This is a genomic window from Nocardioides sp. NPDC006303, from assembly GCF_040613175.1.
Lineage (GTDB): Bacteria > Actinomycetota > Actinomycetes > Propionibacteriales > Nocardioidaceae > Nocardioides.
In genome coordinates this window covers 76,458-92,674 of the sequence record NZ_JBEXRR010000001.1, presented here as the reverse complement: position 1 = coordinate 92,674, position 16,217 = coordinate 76,458, and the positions used below count along the sequence as shown (strand labels likewise).

The window sequence follows — 16,217 nt, the reverse complement described above, 5'->3', positions numbered from 1 at the left end:
TGCGTGTCGCTGATGCCGCCGGCCCGGAGCCGGTGGCACCGTGAGACGCGCATCGAGCTCGGAGGTATGTGTCATGGGGACACCACAAATCGATCGTCGCTTCTTCCTGACCCGCGTCGGGGTGCTGGGGGCCCTGGCCGCGGCGGGCACCGTGGTGCCCGGAGCCGCAAGGGCCGTAGCCAGCGGATCCCCGGCGGACCCGCTGGTCACGGTGGTCGCCAAGCTGTTGGCCGAGATCGCCCGGGACACGCTCAACGGCCTCGCGGTCTTCGTCGCACCCGGGCCCGACGCCTACTCCAGGACCCAGGGGACCCCGCGCCAGGAGCCGGGCGCGATGGAGGCGAAGACCCCCGACTTCCTGATCGAGTCGCTCGACAACTACGTCCCGCTGTCGGACCAGGTCGCGACGGCGGTCGGCCGGGCGCTCGCGAACGGGCTCGCGGATGTGCCGATCGTGGTTCCCAACGGCCTCCCGCTGGTGACCAACAGCCTGCTCGCCGACCTCGACGACGCCGTCAAGCTGCTGCTCCGCAACGACTCAGCGCTCCCGCTGTCCGCGGTGATCGCACTGCTCCTCAATGCCCAGGCGGTTCGGGTCGATCCCGGATCGGCGGTCGGGCCACACCTCTCACCGTTCTCCCGGCTCTCTTTCGCGAAGAAGGCCGAGGTCTTCGAGCTTCTCGAGCAGGCCGACCCGCAGCTCGTCGGCGCGATCGACGCCGAGCTGCCCGAGCCCCTCAAGGGCACCGTTTCGGGCATCCTGCAGTTCATCGCCGGAGCCCTGCTGGAGTTCTCGGCGTTCGGCACCTACTGCGAGTGGTCCACCTTCGACGCCGCGAACCTGACCGTGAGCAGGCCGCCGGTCGGATGGAAGCTGTCGAAGTACGACCCGGGGAGCATGGACGGCTGGAACGAGTTCAAGGGCTACTACCAGGGACGACAGAAAGTGAGCGCCCGCTGATGCGCGACGTGATCATCATCGGAGCCGGAGGTGGGGGCGCGGTCGCCGCCAAGGAGCTCGCCGCACAGGGGCTCGACGTGCTCGTGATCGAGGGCGGGCCGCGGCACGCGAAGCCTCGCGAGCAGTGGAGCCGGCTGGAGAACGACGCCAACAACCCGCTGACCGGCTACCTCCGGGTCGGCCAGGAGGACCGCTCCAAGCCCGCGGCCTACCGCGAGCTGCCGCAGAACTCCTTCCTGTGGCAGGTCTCCGGGGTCGGCGGGACGACCCAGCATTACTTCGGCAACAGCCCGCGGGCCTATCCCGGCGTCTTCGCCGGGTACGACGGCCCCGACGCCGCTCTCTACGACGTCGACCACCTCTTCCCGTTCTCCTACGCCGACCTGGTGCCGTACTTCGAATGGGTGGAGACGACGCTGCCGGTGCAGACGGCCGCCGTCGGCACCAAGGAGTCGGTCTACCTCCGCGGCTGCGAGACCCTCGGACTTCCGGTCCAGAAGACGAAGACGACGCTCGAGGCGTCCTACCGGCCCCAGGAGAACGCGATCCTCCAGCCGGGCGGCACCGCCGGCCGGACGAACGACGCCAACCTGCTGAAGTTCCCGCAGGCGACCGGCTGCACGTTCTGCGGCCACTGCTTCCAGGGTTGCGCATCGCCGGACAAGGCGCCTCGCAACCTGGTCGCGAAGCGCTCCACGGACAACAGCTACATGCCGATGGCGCTCACCGCAGAGTCCTGGGCCGACGGCGGCAAGGCCGTCGAGCTGGTCACCGACGCGACGGTCACCAAGATCCGTACCGAGGACGTACGCGGCGAGCTGACCGCGACCGGTGTGACCTGGCTGGACAACCCGACGGGCATGGTGCACACCGAGGACGCGAAGGTCGTGGTGATGTCCGGCGGCGCCGTGGAGAACCCCCGGCTGTGGTTCAACAGCGACCTGCCCAATCCCAACGACTGGGTCGGTCGCGGGTTCACCGACCACTACCTGGACTGGACCTTCGGCCTCTTCGACGAGAACGTCGGCAGCTCCAAGGGTCCGGCCTCCGCGGCGCGTACCGACTACCCGGGCTACGGGATGAACATGAACGTCGGCCTGATGCCGGGCATCGAGGCGTTCACGATGACCTTCTCCGACAGCGGGATCCGGGGGCAGTACTCCAACGGGCGCGGGATGACCGGCCCCTGGGACGGCGAGACCGGCCGGCTGATCGGTCCGGAGCTCAAGGACGTACTCGCTCACGGTCTCGACAACATCCTCAACGTGGTGAGCATCGTCGACGACGACGTCTCCGCCCGCAACCGGGTCACCCTGTCCACCCTTCCCGCCGACGAGAACGGCCCGATCCCGAAGGTCCGGTTCGACAACCGCCACCGCACCTCCCGCAGCCAGCGCAACCGCGAGTTCCTCGCCCGCGAGGCCGCCAAGCTGTTGAGGGGCGCCGGGGCGAAGAAGGTCTACCGGATGGACTGGCCCGCGCTTCCGCTGCACGTCCACTCGACGATGCGGATGGGCGAGTCCGAGGACAACTCGGTGGTCGACCACAGCGGGGAGACCCGGGCGGTGAAGAGGCTCTTCGTGGCCGACAACTCCGCGCTGCCCAACTCGGTGGGCGGCCCCAACCCGACGCTGACGATGCAGGCGATGGTCACCCGGATCAGCGAGCACATCGTGACTCGCTACTTCGATGGCGAGGCGTGGGTCGCGAAGGGATCGCCGGTGATCTCGACCGACTCGCGGATCTCGCGCGGCCTCGTGAAGCTGGGGCTCTAGGGAACGTACGGTGGAGGTGACCGGATCCCGTTCTCGTGGAGGTATCCCATGTCCCGTCGTGCAACGGCTGCTGCTCTCGCTGCCGGTGCCCTGCTCACTCTCGCCGCCTGTGGGGAGGGGGCAGATGCTGACCCCGATGATCGCAACGAGGTGAGCGCGAAGCTCGACGATCCCGACGGGAAGAAGGTCGGGACCGTCGAGATCGAGGAGGACGACGGCGCCACCCAGATCAACGTCCGGGTGAGCGGCCTGTCGGCCGGCTACCACGGCTTCCACGTGCACACGACCGGCAAGTGCGAGGCCGACAGCGCTGCCCCGGACGACCCGTCGAAGACCGGCGACTTCCTCTCCGCGGGCGGTCACCTCAACCCGGACGACAGCGCCCACGGCGAGCACCTCGGCGACCTGCCGGCGCTCCTCGTGAACGAGGACGGCACCGCCAGCCTGGAGTTCACCGCCCCCTTCACGCTCGACGACCTCCGCGACGCGGACGGCAGCGCGGTGATGATCCACGCGGACCGGGACAACTACGCCAACGTCCCGGAGCGCTACGCCCCCGAGGGCCCGGACGAGGACACCACCAAGACCGGTGACGCCGGTGACCGGATCGCCTGCGCGGTGATCGAGGCCGGCTGACCGTCGTGAAATGAAGCGACGTACGCCGCCGGGGACAGCAGACTGGAACGGTGACCACCGATCTGACCCAGACTGACATGGCCCACTTGCGACGCTGCCTGGAGCTTGCGGCCGAGGCGCTGGCGGACGGCGACGGCCCGTTCGGGTCCGTCCTGGCCGACAGCGCAGGCAAGGCGCTCCACGAAGGCCGCAACCGGGAGACGTCGACGGGCGACCCGACGGCGCACCCCGAGTTCGCGCTCGCCCGTTGGGCGGCGATGAACCTCGACCCGGAGACGTGTGCCGGTGCGACCGTGTACACCTCCGGCGAGCACTGTCCGATGTGCTCGGCGGCGCAGGGCTGGGCCGGCGTGGGCCGAGTCGTCTACATCGCCTCCTCCGAGCAGCTGACGCATTGGCGGATCGGCTGGGGCGCGGGTGAGTCGCCGGTACGAGCGCTGCCGATCCAGGAGGTGGCGCCCGCCGTCGAGGTCGTCGGTCCTGTCCCCGAGCTCGTCCAGGAGATCCGCGCGCTGCACCAAGCGGCCGCGGGGGCCTGAGCGCCTTCGGTGTAACCCCCAACACATTATTCTTGCATTGACTGCAACTTGCACTCACTGCAAGAATAGTGACGTGTCCACGCCTGCCCCTCCTTCGAACGCCCGCGCGCGTCAGAAGCGGGAACGTCGGCTGGCGCTGATCGAGGCTGCTCAGCGACTGGTCGGCGAGCGTGGGCTCGATGACGTCACCGTGGAGGAGATCAGCGCCGCGGCGGGGTTGTCGACGCGTACGTTCTTCAACTACTTCGACTCCAAGGACGACGCGGTCCTCGGCATCGAGGAGATCGACCTGGACGCCGAGGTGCGCGCGCAGTTCGTCTCCGGCGGGCCGTCGGGGCGGCTGATGACCGACCTGGAGGCGCTGGTGGCGGGATTCCTGAGGAATGCCGCTCCCAACATCGAGCAGGGCGAACGGGCGATGCGGCTGATGGTCTCCGAACCCCGCCTCGTCCAGCGACACATCGCCTGGCACCAGCGCGTCATCGGCGAGCTCGAGCAGCTGCTCGCCGAACGACGTACGGCACGGCCCTCCCCTGTCGACGACGACACGATCGGGATGGTCGCCGGGCTGCTGATGCGATCGAGCGCGCTCGCGTGGGCGCGGTCGGGCTACGAGGGCGATGCAGCGGCGCATCTGCCCGAGGCCGTCGCCCAGCTCCGCCTGCTCCTCGACGACTAGCCGCGCTCTCTCGGGACTTCTCATGTCACACGGGACCCGTGTGACACCACCGCTTCACCCTGCCTGTTCAACTCCTGCCTGGAAGGTCCAACCCCATGAGTCAAACGGTCGCGCCCGACGCGCCCGACAAGCCGTTGGTCGTGCTGACGCCGCGTACGATCTGGCTGATCTTCGGTGCCCTGATGGCCTCGATGTTCCTCTCCTCCCTCGACCAGACGATCGTGAGCACGGCGATGCCGACGATCGTCGGAGAGCTCGACGGCGTCGAGCACCAGGGATGGGTGATCACCTCCTACATCATGGCGATCGCGATCGTGATGCCGCTGTACGGGAAGTTCGGCGACCTCTGGGGTCGCCGCTGGCCGTTCCTGGTCGCTGTCGCCCTGTTCACGCTCGGCTCGCTCTTCGGCGGGATAGCGCAGACCTTCCCCGAGCTGGTCGCCGCCCGTGGTCTCCAGGGGCTCGGGGGTGGCGGGCTGATGATCCTGTCCCAGGCGATCATCGCCGACATCGTGCCGGCCTCCGAGCGCGGTAAGTACATGGGTCCGATGGGCGCCCTCTTCGGCATCTCCGCGGTCATCGGGCCGCTCCTCGGCGGCTGGCTCACCGACGGGCCGGGCTGGCGCTGGACCTTCTGGATCAACGTACCGATCGGCATCATCGCGTTCGCCGTGGCCTGGTTCGCCCTGCGGCTGCCCTCGCACCGCTCCGGACGCCCGGTCGACTGGCTGGGGATCATGTTCATGGTGCTCTCCACCTGCGGCATCGTGCTGCTGACCTCGTGGGAGTCGCTCGGCCACGACGGCTACGACTGGTCCTCGCCGCAGCTGCTCGGCCTGCTCGTCGGCACGCTGGCCTCGGTGGCCGCCTTCATCGTCACCGAGACCCTCGCGCCCGAGCCGCTGATCCCACTGCGCCTCTTCAAGAACCCGACCTTCACGGTGACCACGCTGATCGGCCTGGTGCTCGGGATGGGCATGTTCTCGGCGATGGCGATGCTGCCGACGTTCCTGCAGATGTCGACCGGCGCCTCGATCACCAGCTCCGGACTGCTGATGCTGCCGATGATGGCCGGCATGATGCTGACCGCGATCGGCTCGGGCATCGCGATCTCGAAGACGGGCCGCTACAAGATCTTCCCGATCGCCGGTCTGCTCATCACCGCGGCCGGGATCGCCTGGCTGACCACGATCACCGGCGACATGTCGATGGTCGTCTTCGGGCTGATGATCTTCGTGCTCGGCGCCGGGATGGGCCTGGTCATGCAGACCATCGTGCTCGCCGTCCAGAACGCCGTCGACCCGCACGAGCTCGGCACCGCGACCTCGGCGAACAACTTCTTCCGGGAGATCGGTGCGACCGTCGGTACGGCGCTGTTCACGACCGTGTTCACCACGCGACTGACCGACAACTTCGGTGGCCTGGCCGAGAAGATGGCCTCCTCCGGGATGATGCCCGCCGATGGTGCCGGGTTCTCCGGTGGGAGCCTCACCCCGGCTGCTGTCGAGCAGCTGCCCGAGCCGCTCCACACCTGGGTCGTCGACGCCTTCACCGAGGCGCTCGCACCGGCGTTCTGGTATCTCGTGCCGCTGATCCTCCTCGGTCTCGCGCTCGCGCTCTTCCTCAAGGAGGTCAAGCTCTCCGACGAGGCCGGCATGGTCGCCCGCGGGGAGGCAGTCGCAGGCTGAGGCTTCCTTGACGGTCGCCGTGGCAGGGGGCATTCTCCTGTCACGGCGACCGTCTACTCGAGGGACGTGCGCAGATCTCGGAAAGGCATGCCATGCCCGCTCGCGCCCTGCCCCTCTCGATCGCGACGGTGTCCGCCCTCGTCGCGAGCATGCTGCTCGGTGTGGCACCGGCCTCGGCGGCACCCGCTCCGGCCGAGGACATCGTCCTGGAGACGCTCTCCAACCGGGCCGACCTGGTCTTCGACGACAACGCCCTGGTGCGGATCACGCTGCCTGACGGGGCCGACCCCGACGACCTGCGGGTCTGGCTGAAGCGGAGCCCGAAGCAATCAAGGGGGCTGGACGACACCCGCCACTCGTCGCGCCGCAAGGGCGACCGCGACGTCACCGCCGCCTTCGCGGAGCGGCCCAACGGCGAGATCGAGGGCGTCGTACGCGGCCTGCGAGTCGGGACCAACGAGCTGACCGCGCGCCTGCCCGACGGTCGTGGCGCCTGGCTCACGATCACCAACCACCCGCGCGGCGGGCCGATCTTCTCGGGACCTCAGCTGCAGCCGTGGCGCTGCCAGCCGACCGCGACGGACGCACAGTGCAACCAGGAGCCGACGATCAGCTGGCTCTACCGGTCAACCAACCCGCTGCTCGACGGCCTCCAGCCCTACGATCCCGCGAACCCGCCTCGCGACGTCGCCACCACGACCACCGACGAGGGCGTGACGGTGCCGTTCGTCGTACGTGTGGAGACCGGCTACCAGAACCGCGACCAGTACCGGATCGCCGTGCTCTGGCAGCCCGGCAAGCCGTGGCAGCGCTGGCGCCCGCAGCAGCAGTGGAACAACAAGCTGTTCGTCCCCCACGGCGGCAGCTGCGGGGTGGACCACGAGACCGGGACCGCGCCGACCGCCGACTACGCCGGCACCTTCGATCTCGGCATCCCGGTCGTCGCGGACGCCCTCGGCGACAGCCCGACCGTCGCCCTCGGCCGCGGCTTCGCGATGCTCTCGACCGCGCTGGCCAACACCGGCCACAACTGCAACGTGACGAGCGCGGCCGAGTCCCTGATGATGGCCAAGGAGCACCTCGTCGAGACGTACGGCGACCTGCGCTACACGATCGGCAGCGGCTGCTCCGGCGGCTCGATCGCTCAGCAGACGATCGCGAACGCCTACCCCGGGATCTACCAGGGCCTGGTCGTGACCTGCTCCTACCCCGACTCGCTCTCGCCGGGCCTGCAGTTCTCCGACTACCACCTGCTCCGCAAGTACTTCGAGAGCTCCGAGACGACCGGAGCGAGGCCTGACGGCGAGCTTGCTCGTCCGTCCGCGCCGAGCGAGGGAGTAAGCGCGCGCAGCGCGCAGCGCCTCACCGACGGCAAGTTCTGGAACCCGCTGCAGTGGGCGGCCGTCGAGGGCCACCTGCTGCCGCTCAACGCGGTCACCGCCGACGAGGGCCTGTTCAAGCAGGCGGTCATGCCGACGCACCCATGCGCCGGGGTCAGCGACCAGGAGCGCTACGACGCCGCCGGCAACCCTGGCGGCGTACGGTGCTCGATCATCGACGGTGCGATCAACGTCTTCGGCCCCCGGCCGGAGAGTGTGTGGACGCCCCAGGAGAAGCAGATCGGGCGCGGCTTCGCGGGCTCGCCGCTGGACAACACCGGGGTGCAGTACGGCCTCGAGGCGCTGCGCTCCGGGGCGATCACGCCAGAGCAGTTCGTCGACGTCAACGAGAAGATCGGTGGGCTCGACATCGACGTCCAGCCGCGGGCACAACGCTCGGTCGCCGACCCGACGGCGCTCACCAACGCCTACCGCAGCGGGATGGTCAACACCGCCAGCAACCTGTCCGACGTGGCGATCATCGACCACCGCGGACCGGACCCGGGCGTCGCGCACGACGCGCGGTGGGCCTGGGCGATGCGCGACCGGCTGATCCGGGAGCAGGGTCACGCCGACAACCAGGTGATCTGGTACGGCGTGACACCCCTCATCGGCGACCCGAGCTACTCCAAGGAGGCGCTGCTCGCGATGGACCGCTGGCTGGCCTCGGTCGAGGCGGACGAGCGAGACGTACCGCTGGCGGACAAGGTGGTGCAGGACCGTCCGGGCGACCTGCACGACCGGTGCACCCAGACCCAGGGCATCTCCAGCGAGGACGGCCTGTTCCTGCCGGTCGCGGACCCGCTCGTGGACGACCTGACCGACGGCGCGCTCGACGGCCTGAACCCCGCCCTCAGCCCGGTCCTGGATCCCGCGCTCAACCTCGTCGTCGACCCGGTCTCGGACCTGGTGTGCGGGCTCGGACCGGTCAGCGACCTGGTCAAGACCGACTTCGCGACGCCGCGGATCGTGGCCGGCGACAACAACTACTCCGACAACGCCAAGTGCCAGCTCAAGCCGCTGCGTCGCACCGACGACTACGGCGCCTTCGGCCTCACCGATGCGCAGTGGACCCGGTTGGAGGCTGCGTTCCCCGAAGGGGTGTGCGACTACAGCGAGCCGGGTGTCGGCTTCACCAAGACCGTGCCATGGCTGACCTACCAGCGGGCCGACGGCTCGGTCGTCTACGGAGGTACGCCGATGGGCGCGGCGCCCCGGTCGACGCCGTTCGGCGGCCCGACCGACGAATAAGATCAGCGGTCCCCGCCGGGTCGGCGCTAAGGTCTCGCCCATGCCTTCCCCGGAGCCGACCTTCGTCCTCGTCCACGGCGCCTTCGCCAACTCGTTCTCGTTCGCACCACTGCAGGCCGAGCTGGCCCTGCGCGGGTTCCGCTCCCTCGCGGTCGACCTCCCCGGCCACGGCTTCGAGGCAACGTTCCCGGCGGCCTACCAGGCGCCCCAGGACCTCGCCGAGCTCGCTTCGGCCCCGGGCGGGATCAAGGGCGTCACCCTCGCCGACAACGTGGCTCGTCTCGTCTCGGTGCTCGAGCGGGCCAAGGAGCACGGCCCGGTGATCGTCGTCGCGCACAGCCGCGGCGGGATCACCCTGACCGCGACCGCCAACGCCCGGCCGGACCTGATCGACTCGATGGTCTACGTCTCGGCCTGGGCCCCGGTGGAGCTGGATGCGGTGGCGTACAACGCCGAGCCGGAGATGGCCTCCTTCGACGCCTCCGCGCTGATCGGCGCAGCTGCCGCGAACCCCGCCGACGTCGGCCTGCTGCGCTGCAACTTCCGCACCGCCTCCGCCGAGGTCCTCGCCGGCCTCAAGCACGCCTTCATGGCCGACGGCACCGACGACGAGTTCCGTACGTTCCTCAACACCTTCCAGCCCGACGAGAACCTCGACGCCGGTGGTCCCGAGGACCGCGCCCAGGCTTCGACGTGGGGCACGGTGCCCCGTGCCTTCGTACGTCTCAGCGAGGACGTCAGCATGCCGCCGGCGATGCAGGACCGACTGATCCGCGAGGGTGACACCCTCACCCCGGACAACCCGTACGCCGTCCACACCCTGACGTCGAGCCACCTCGGCTGGCTCGTCCACCCCGCCCCGGCCGCCGACCTCCTCGCGGAGGTCGCGGCCGGCTGAGGAGGGCTCTCACACGGCACTCACCACGGCACGGGTCCGTTGGCGTCGACGAACGTCCCGGACGGGGCGTCGTCGGGCAGGGTCGCCGCGCGGACGACGACCTCGGCGGCCCGGTCCGCCGTGGTGGGTGCGTTGTCCCGGTTGATCGGGGTCAGGTCGGTCTGCACGAATCCAGGGCACACCGAGGTCACCTTGACGGGGGTCTCGGTGAGCGCCTTCGCCAGCGCGATGGTCACGTTGTTCAGCGCGGCCTTGGATGACTGGTAGGCGGGCACGACCATGCCGTAGTAGGGAGACTCCGGGTTGGTCTGGTCGGCCAGTGACGCCATCGTGGTCGTCACGTTCACGATCCGCCCCGCCTCGCTCTTGCGGATGAGCGGCAGGAACGCCTCGAGGACCGCGACCGCGCCGATCAGGTTGGTCTCGTAGGTGATCCGGAACATCTCGAGGTCGACGACCTCGGCCGGTTCAGGGTTGGTGGCCTCCGGAAGAACCCCGGCGTTGTTGACCAGCACGTCGAGTCGCCCGTACGTCGCGGCAACATGGTCCGCAGCGCGCTGCACGCTGTCGCGGTCGGTGACGTCCAGCTGGAGCGCCGAGGCCGAGTGGCCGTCGCGGTTGAGCCGTTCGACTTCGGCCTCGAGCGCCTCGGGACGGCGGGCGGTCAGGATGACGTGGCTGCCGCTCTGGGCCAGCTGGCGTGCCGTGGCCTCGCCGATACCGCGGCTGGCTCCGGTGACAAGGGCGACCTTCATGTGCTTCCCATCGTTCGAATTGGTTGCTTCATGAACCATTCAACCGATGTCGCCCCGCCACTTCTGGCGGCAATCGGACGTCGCGGAAGCCCCACTAAAACGTTTTCAATCTTGATGTCACCCCTGGTTCACTGTCCCGGTGGCATCCTCCCCCGGCTCCCTCTGGCACACCCTGATCCACCTCCGTGGCAACCCACGCGCATGCGTGTGGACCGAGCCGATGTGGGGTCTGTCGATGGCACTGGTGCTGCCATACCTCTCCGTCTTCATGCTCACGCTCGGACTGCACGACGCACAGATCGGGCTGCTCGCGACCGCCGGGATGATCTCCCAGGTGTTCTTCGGGCTCGCCGGCGGCATCATCACCGACCGGATGGGACGTCGGCTGACGAACGCGGTCTTCGACGTGATCGCCTTCGTGATCCCGTGTCTGATCTGGGCGTTCGCCCAGGACTTCTGGGCTTTCCTGGCCGCGTCGCTGCTCAACGGCGCACTGCAGGTCACCGCGAACGCCTGGGACTGCCTGATGGTCGAGGACGCGGAGCGCGACCAGATCACCGGCATCTACTCCCTGGTGCGGGTCGCGGCCGACTGCTCGGCGCTCTTCGCCCCGATCGCCGCCATCATGGTCGCGCAGTTCGGCATGGAGCCGGCGGTGCGGGTGCTCTTCATCAACGCCGCGGTCGTGATGCTGGCCAAGATCATCCTGTTGTACGCCGCCTCCCACGAGACCCGACAGGGCCGGATCCGGATGGAGCAGACCCGGCACGAGAGTCTCTGGCGGCTCTTCGTCGGCTACCGCGAGGCCGCGCGCCTGCTGGCCCGCTCGCGCGGCTCGCTGCTGGCGCTGGCCATCGCCGCCCTCGTCGCGGCTGTCACCCTTGTCAACGCCACGTTCTGGCAGGTCCTGGTCAACCACCACCTGCACGTACCCGACCCGGTGCTGCCGTTCTTCCCGATGGTGCGCTCGCTGCTGTCGGTGCTCTTCCTCTTCACCCTCATCCGCCGGCTGACCTCGGGGCACGACCTCAAGCAGGCGACCTTGTGGGGCTTCGGCATCTATCTGGCCGGCCAACTCGTGCTCGTCGTGATCCCCGCCGCCGAGGGTGAGGCCGACCTCGTGACGTACGCGCTTCTCGGGGTGTGCCTCCTCCTCGACAGCTTCGGCGCCGGGATGCTCTTCATGCTCTCGGAATCGCTCGTCGCCTTCCACGTCGACGAGGCCGAGCGGTCACGGGTGATGGCGCTGCAGCGCACCGCGGTGATGCTCGCTGCCGCCCCGTTCGGCTTGATCTCCGGGTGGCTCTCGGGGATGGACCGCACCTATCCGTTCTGGCTGACCAGCGGGCTGCTCCTGATCGGTGTGGTCACCACCGTCGTCTGGTGGGTCGGGCCCCACTCCGAGCCGCCGGCCGAGGTCGTGTCGGCGGATCGAGCCTGACCATGGACGCGGCCCACGCGAAACTGGCGTGCGGTCCTGGACGCCCTCGCTACCGAGTGGGGGGACTCCAGCAACATGGGCGCCCGGACCGCACTCGGAAGTGATAGCACGCATCCTGAGTCGAGCGTCGCCAAACCTCGACATCTGGTAACCGATGTTCACGTCAAGATGAAGGTGCTGGAGCGCCGACCCGCGGTGCCGCCGACGGTGAGGGCACCGCGGTCGTGCTGGAGGTATTCGCCGCGGTCCGTGGCCACCTGCAGCGAGATGCCGCCCTTGACCGGGATCCGGCGGAAGCTGGCCTCAGCGGCGTACGCCGGCCCGGGCTCGACCGGGTCGATCCGGACGATGCCGCCGCTGACCCGGACATACCGGTCGGGGAAGTTGACCGACTGCAGCGACTCCGAGCCGTCGCCCGCCAGGCCGGGGACGAAGCGGAACTGGCTGTCGGCGAGCTCTCTCGGGGCATGGTCCACCCGCACGGCGTACTCGTAGTGGCGTACGAACGAGCCCGGCGCGTCCAGCGGAGTGAGCCGTACGATCGGCCCGCCCTTCCCGACCGGGACCCCGAACATGGGTGTGCCGTCCGCGTGCCACACCACCTTCTGAACCCGAGCGTGCCGGTTCGGGTCGTAGAGGGGGTCGCCGGTGATGTCGCGATAGTCCCGGGCGTGGTAGACGAGCACGTCGGTCACGCCGTCCTCGGCGACCGTGAACGAGTTGTGGCCCGGACCGTACTGCCCGGTCTGCACGTTCGTCGTGAACATCGGATCGGGGCTCTTGACCCACGACGCCGGGTCGAGCAGGTCGGCGTCCGCAGGGGCGGTGAGCAGGCCCATGCAGTAGCGCGAGTCCGTGGCACTGGCCGAGAACGTCATGAAGATCCGGCCGTTGCGGATCAACACAGCGGGCCCCTCGTTGACCTTGAAGCCCTGCACCTCCCAGCTGCGGGTCGGGGTCGCGATCCGCGCCGGGAAGGTGCTGATCGCGAACGGGGAGCTCATCTCGGCGATGTAGAGGCTGGTGTTCACCGCGATCTCGGGCTCGCTCTGCGCCCAGACCAGGTAGTGGCGGCCGGCGTGCTCGAACGTGGTGGCGTCGAGGGCGAAGCTCTGCCACGGCGTGATGATCTGCTGCGGTGCGCCCCAGCCCGCGGGGTCGCGCGGGTCGGCGAGCGTCGACTCCATGACGTACATCCGGATCAGGAAGACGTCGTCGGAGTCGCCCGCCGCGAAGTAGACGTACCAGCGGCCGTCGATGTGGTGCAGCTCCGGCGCCCAGATGTGGCCGCCCATCTTCCCGCTGGCGGGGCGGTGCCAGATCACCGACTCCGCCGCAGTGGCGAGGCCGGCGAGCGAGGCCGACCCGCGGATCACCAGACGGTCGTACTCCGGCACGGAGCCGGTCAGGTAGTACATCCCGTCGACAGGCCGGGTCACGAACGGGTCGGCCCGGCGCTCGACCAGCGGGTTCAGGGTCGGCACTCCCCAGATCTCGGCGTCGCTGGGCATCGATACGGGCGGTGCCGCGGCAGCAGGCGTGACCTGCCCGGCGAGGGCGGCCGCCGCTCCGAGGCCGACCCCGGCCTGCAGGAGGTGTCGCCTGCTGAGGCCGGCCCGGAGGCTGAGGTGGTTCAGGTGATCGGACATGGATGCTCCCCTACCGGGTCTGGATGCGGATGAAGGTCACCGAGTACGGCGCGAACGTGCGCGTGAAGGTGCTGTCCACGCCACGGATGGTGCTGGTGACCGGCTTGATGGGCTGCGCCGTACGGGTGTTCTGCTCCTCCGGGTCGCCGCTGATGACGGTCATCTGCGCCCTGGACGCGACCTTGACGCCGAGGTCGATGCGGGTGACCGCCGGCTCGGCCTGGGCGTTGACGACCTTGACGAGCAGGTCGCCGGTCGCCTCGTCACGGGTGACGACCTGCGCGAACGGCTCGGTGACCTGGTCGTCGTCGAACTCCTGGAAGAGCTGGCCGTCGAGGAAGAGCCGGACATGGGTGCCGCGGACCTGGATCCGTACGTCGTAGGTGCGCCCGGTCTCGATCGAGTGGCCCTCACGGGCGACCAGCGTCTCCTTGCCGCCGTTGGTGGCCTTCTCGACGACGGTGCGGGTGTTGTTCCAGCCGCCGATGTTCCACCAGTAGAGGTTGCCGGAGTCCTTCACCCCGAACGCGACCAGGAAGCCCTCGGCACCGGACAGCTTCTTGGCCTTGAGGTTGATGTCGTAGTCGCTCGCGGTGATGTCCGAGCCCTTGACCAGGGTGTCCTGGGCAGCGGCGTCCGTCTGGGTGTACGCGCCATCGACGACCGACCAGCTCCCCCGGTTAGCCAAGGGGCTCCAGCCCTCGGCGTTTCCGTCCTCGAAGTCATCGGCGAACAGCTCGGTCCCATCAGGTGCGGTGACCGACACGTCGTCGTACGCCGCGGAGGTGGCCCAGGTGGAGAGGCCGACGGCGCCGGTGATGGGCTTCGGCTCGATCACCTTGCCGCTCGCCTCGCTGGGTACGACCCGGTCGCCGACGTTGTTCATGAACAGCTTCTGCACCTCGTAGCTCGCCGAGCTCCAGGACTGGTCGTTGTCGAACCAGATCATGTCCGGGCGCCACTGCACGTGATCGATGTTGGCCAGCAGCGGGGCGTAGGACGCGAGCCGCACGACGTCGGCGTTGCGCTCGAGCCCGGTCATGTACGCCGCCTCCGACAGCGCGTTGAAGAGCTTGTTGTCCTGGGAGGCGTACTCACCGAGGAAGACCTTCGGCCCGTTGCGGTCGTAGCTGTCGTAGCGGTCGTTGTTCTGCAGGAACCAGGTCGGGGAGTTGTAGTAGTGCTCGTCGACCATGTCGACGCCGGCGGCCCGGTTCTGCGCCCAGTGCTGGTCGAAGAGCGCGCCCTGGTCGTCGGGGCCGGAGTTGCTGATGATCGTGATCTCCGGGTAGCGCGCCTCGATGGCCGCGCGGAACTTCTCGAACCGCTCGAAGAACTCCGCCGGCAGGTTCTCCTCGTTGCCGACGCCGAGATGAGTGAGTCCGAACGGCTCCGGGTGTCCCATCTCCGCGCGCAGGGCGCCCCACTCGGAGTCGACCGGGCCGTTGGCGAACTCGATGAGGTCGAGGGTGTCCTGGATGTAGCGCTGCAGCAGGGCCTCGTCGTCGGTGACCCGATTCTGGCCGCAGCCGGTGACCAGCGCCGGCACGACCGGCAGCGGCATCGCCCCGATGTCCTCGGTGAACTGGAAGTACTCGTAGTAGCCCAGCCCGTAGGACTGGTTGTAGCCCCAGAAGTTCGCGTTCGTCGCCCGCTCCTCGACCGGGCCGACGGTGTCCTTCCACTGGTAGGACCGGGCACGCTGCCAGCCGGAGGCGGCGTCGTAGCCGGACATGCTGCCGGTGTTGACGAGACAGCCGCCAGGGAAGCGGACGAACTCCGGCTCGAGCGCCGCGATCTTCTCGGCGAGGTCCTTGCGCAGCCCGTTCTCGCGGCCCATGAAGGTGTCCTCGGGCATCAGCGAGACCATGTCGAGGCGGAGGGTGCCGACGCCCTCGCCCTGCAGCCACAACCGCGCAGAGTCGGTCTTGGATGTCGCGGTGAAGGTGCCCGTGTACTTCTTCCAGGTATCCCCGTTCACCTGGATTCGGACCGGATCGGCGTACGAGGTGGCACCGGTCTCGTCGCGCAGCGACACGGTCAGCGGCGTACCGCCGGCGGTGTCCGAGCGCGCCCAGACGGAGAAGTCGTAGCTCTTGCCGGCCTCGAGCGCGACGCCGTTGTTCCAGCCGCCGTTGGAGACGCCGTACGTCCCACCGGCGGTGTTGGCCAGCGAGAGCTGCAGATAGGTGCGGTTGCGCTCGTTGAGCCGGGAGCCGTCGTCGACGGGGGCCGCGGTCCCGCTGCCTCCGTCCTCTCCTCGCGGGGTCCAGGCGGTCAGCCCGGTGTAGGAGCGGTTGTCGGCCGGCAGGAACTCGAAGGATCGGTTCCGTACGAGCTCGGCGTAGAGACCGCCGTCGGCCGCGTAGTTGATGTCCTCGAAGAAGACGCCGTACATCGAGTCGCTGATCTCGGGACCGGGCTGACCGGCGTGGGCCGTGATCGTGTAGTCGGGTTCGGGTGCAGCGACTCGTCGGTCCGCGCCGAGGCTGGGCGCTGCGTAGGACAGGGGCAGTGCGAGGACGGTGGCGGCGGACAGGACGGTCAGCGGACGGATTCTGTGCAC

At 69.0% G+C, this 16,217-nt stretch carries 12 protein-coding genes; 9 read left to right on the top strand and 3 right to left on the bottom strand.

The annotated features are described in order from the left end of the window. Positions 1 to 73 precede the first annotated feature (73 nt). The 8 genes from ABZY89_RS00435 to ABZY89_RS00400 all read left to right on the top strand — a co-directional run bounded on the left by ABZY89_RS00435 (position 74) and on the right by ABZY89_RS00400 (position 9,806). Entirely contained in the window at positions 74 to 961 is an 888-nt protein-coding gene (locus ABZY89_RS00435) for a hypothetical protein (RefSeq protein WP_355223741.1), read from the top strand. Continuing rightward, on the top strand, positions 961 to 2,736 hold the full coding sequence (locus ABZY89_RS00430) for a GMC oxidoreductase (RefSeq protein WP_355223739.1): 1,776 nt from the start codon (positions 961 to 963) through the stop codon (positions 2,734 to 2,736). Before ABZY89_RS00435 ends, ABZY89_RS00430 begins: the two co-directional genes overlap by 1 nt. 48 nt (positions 2,737 to 2,784) lie before the next feature. Continuing rightward, positions 2,785 to 3,372 carry a superoxide dismutase family protein gene (locus tag ABZY89_RS00425; protein WP_355223737.1) on the top strand — a complete coding sequence of 196 codons (588 nt, stop codon included), beginning with the start codon at positions 2,785 to 2,787 and terminating at the stop codon, positions 3,370 to 3,372. A 50-nt stretch (positions 3,373 to 3,422) separates the two neighbouring features. After that, positions 3,423 to 3,911: a nucleoside deaminase gene (locus ABZY89_RS00420; RefSeq protein WP_355223735.1), complete on the top strand. Its 489-nt coding sequence runs from the start codon at positions 3,423 to 3,425 to the stop codon at positions 3,909 to 3,911. Positions 3,912 to 3,984: 73 nt separating this feature from the next. After that, complete coding sequence (locus tag ABZY89_RS00415) at positions 3,985 to 4,590, top strand: TetR/AcrR family transcriptional regulator (RefSeq protein WP_355223733.1); 606 nt, start codon at positions 3,985 to 3,987, stop codon at positions 4,588 to 4,590. Between the two features lie 95 nt (positions 4,591 to 4,685). Beyond that, a complete protein-coding gene (locus ABZY89_RS00410) occupies positions 4,686 to 6,278 on the top strand; it encodes an MDR family MFS transporter (RefSeq protein WP_355223731.1) in 1,593 nt (530 codons plus the stop codon). 92 nt (positions 6,279 to 6,370) lie between these two features. Beyond that, entirely contained in the window at positions 6,371 to 8,908 is a 2,538-nt protein-coding gene (locus ABZY89_RS00405) for a DUF6351 family protein (protein ID WP_355223729.1), read from the top strand. Between the two features lie 40 nt (positions 8,909 to 8,948). Next, positions 8,949 to 9,806 carry an alpha/beta hydrolase gene (locus ABZY89_RS00400; RefSeq protein ID WP_355223727.1) on the top strand — a complete coding sequence of 286 codons (858 nt, stop codon included), beginning with the start codon at positions 8,949 to 8,951 and terminating at the stop codon, positions 9,804 to 9,806. Positions 9,807 to 9,826: 20 nt separating this feature from the next. Here the strand turns inward: ABZY89_RS00400 and ABZY89_RS00395 are convergent, their stop codons facing one another. After that, positions 9,827 to 10,561: an SDR family oxidoreductase gene (locus ABZY89_RS00395; RefSeq protein WP_355223725.1), complete on the bottom strand. Its 735-nt coding sequence runs from the start codon at positions 10,559 to 10,561 to the stop codon at positions 9,827 to 9,829. Between the two features lie 139 nt (positions 10,562 to 10,700). Between ABZY89_RS00395 and ABZY89_RS00390 the strand changes: the two genes are divergently transcribed. Next, positions 10,701 to 12,002, top strand: coding sequence for an MFS transporter (locus ABZY89_RS00390; RefSeq protein ID WP_355223723.1), 1,302 nt, complete (start codon positions 10,701 to 10,703; stop codon positions 12,000 to 12,002). A gap of 158 nt (positions 12,003 to 12,160) precedes the next feature. Here the strand turns inward: ABZY89_RS00390 and ABZY89_RS00385 are convergent, their stop codons facing one another. After that, a complete protein-coding gene (locus tag ABZY89_RS00385) occupies positions 12,161 to 13,651 on the bottom strand; it encodes a family 43 glycosylhydrolase (RefSeq protein ID WP_355223721.1) in 1,491 nt (496 codons plus the stop codon). A 10-nt stretch (positions 13,652 to 13,661) separates the two neighbouring features. Continuing rightward, complete coding sequence (locus tag ABZY89_RS00380; protein ID WP_355223719.1) at positions 13,662 to 16,217, bottom strand: alpha-L-arabinofuranosidase C-terminal domain-containing protein; 2,556 nt, start codon at positions 16,215 to 16,217, stop codon at positions 13,662 to 13,664.

Coding starts and splice junctions, on each gene's coding strand:
- ABZY89_RS00425 (WP_355223737.1), top strand. CDS start 2,785: ATGTCCCGTCGTGCAACGGCTGCTGCTCTCGCTGCCGGTGCCCTGCTC.
- ABZY89_RS00435 (WP_355223741.1), top strand. CDS start 74: ATGGGGACACCACAAATCGATCGTCGCTTCTTCCTGACCCGCGTCGGG.
- ABZY89_RS00385 (WP_355223721.1), bottom strand. CDS start 13,651: ATGTCCGATCACCTGAACCACCTCAGCCTCCGGGCCGGCCTCAGCAGG.
- ABZY89_RS00405 (WP_355223729.1), top strand. CDS start 6,371: ATGCCCGCTCGCGCCCTGCCCCTCTCGATCGCGACGGTGTCCGCCCTC.
- ABZY89_RS00430 (WP_355223739.1), top strand. CDS start 961: ATGCGCGACGTGATCATCATCGGAGCCGGAGGTGGGGGCGCGGTCGCC.
- ABZY89_RS00395 (WP_355223725.1), bottom strand. CDS start 10,561: ATGAAGGTCGCCCTTGTCACCGGAGCCAGCCGCGGTATCGGCGAGGCC.
- ABZY89_RS00400 (WP_355223727.1), top strand. CDS start 8,949: ATGCCTTCCCCGGAGCCGACCTTCGTCCTCGTCCACGGCGCCTTCGCC.
- ABZY89_RS00410 (WP_355223731.1), top strand. CDS start 4,686: ATGAGTCAAACGGTCGCGCCCGACGCGCCCGACAAGCCGTTGGTCGTG.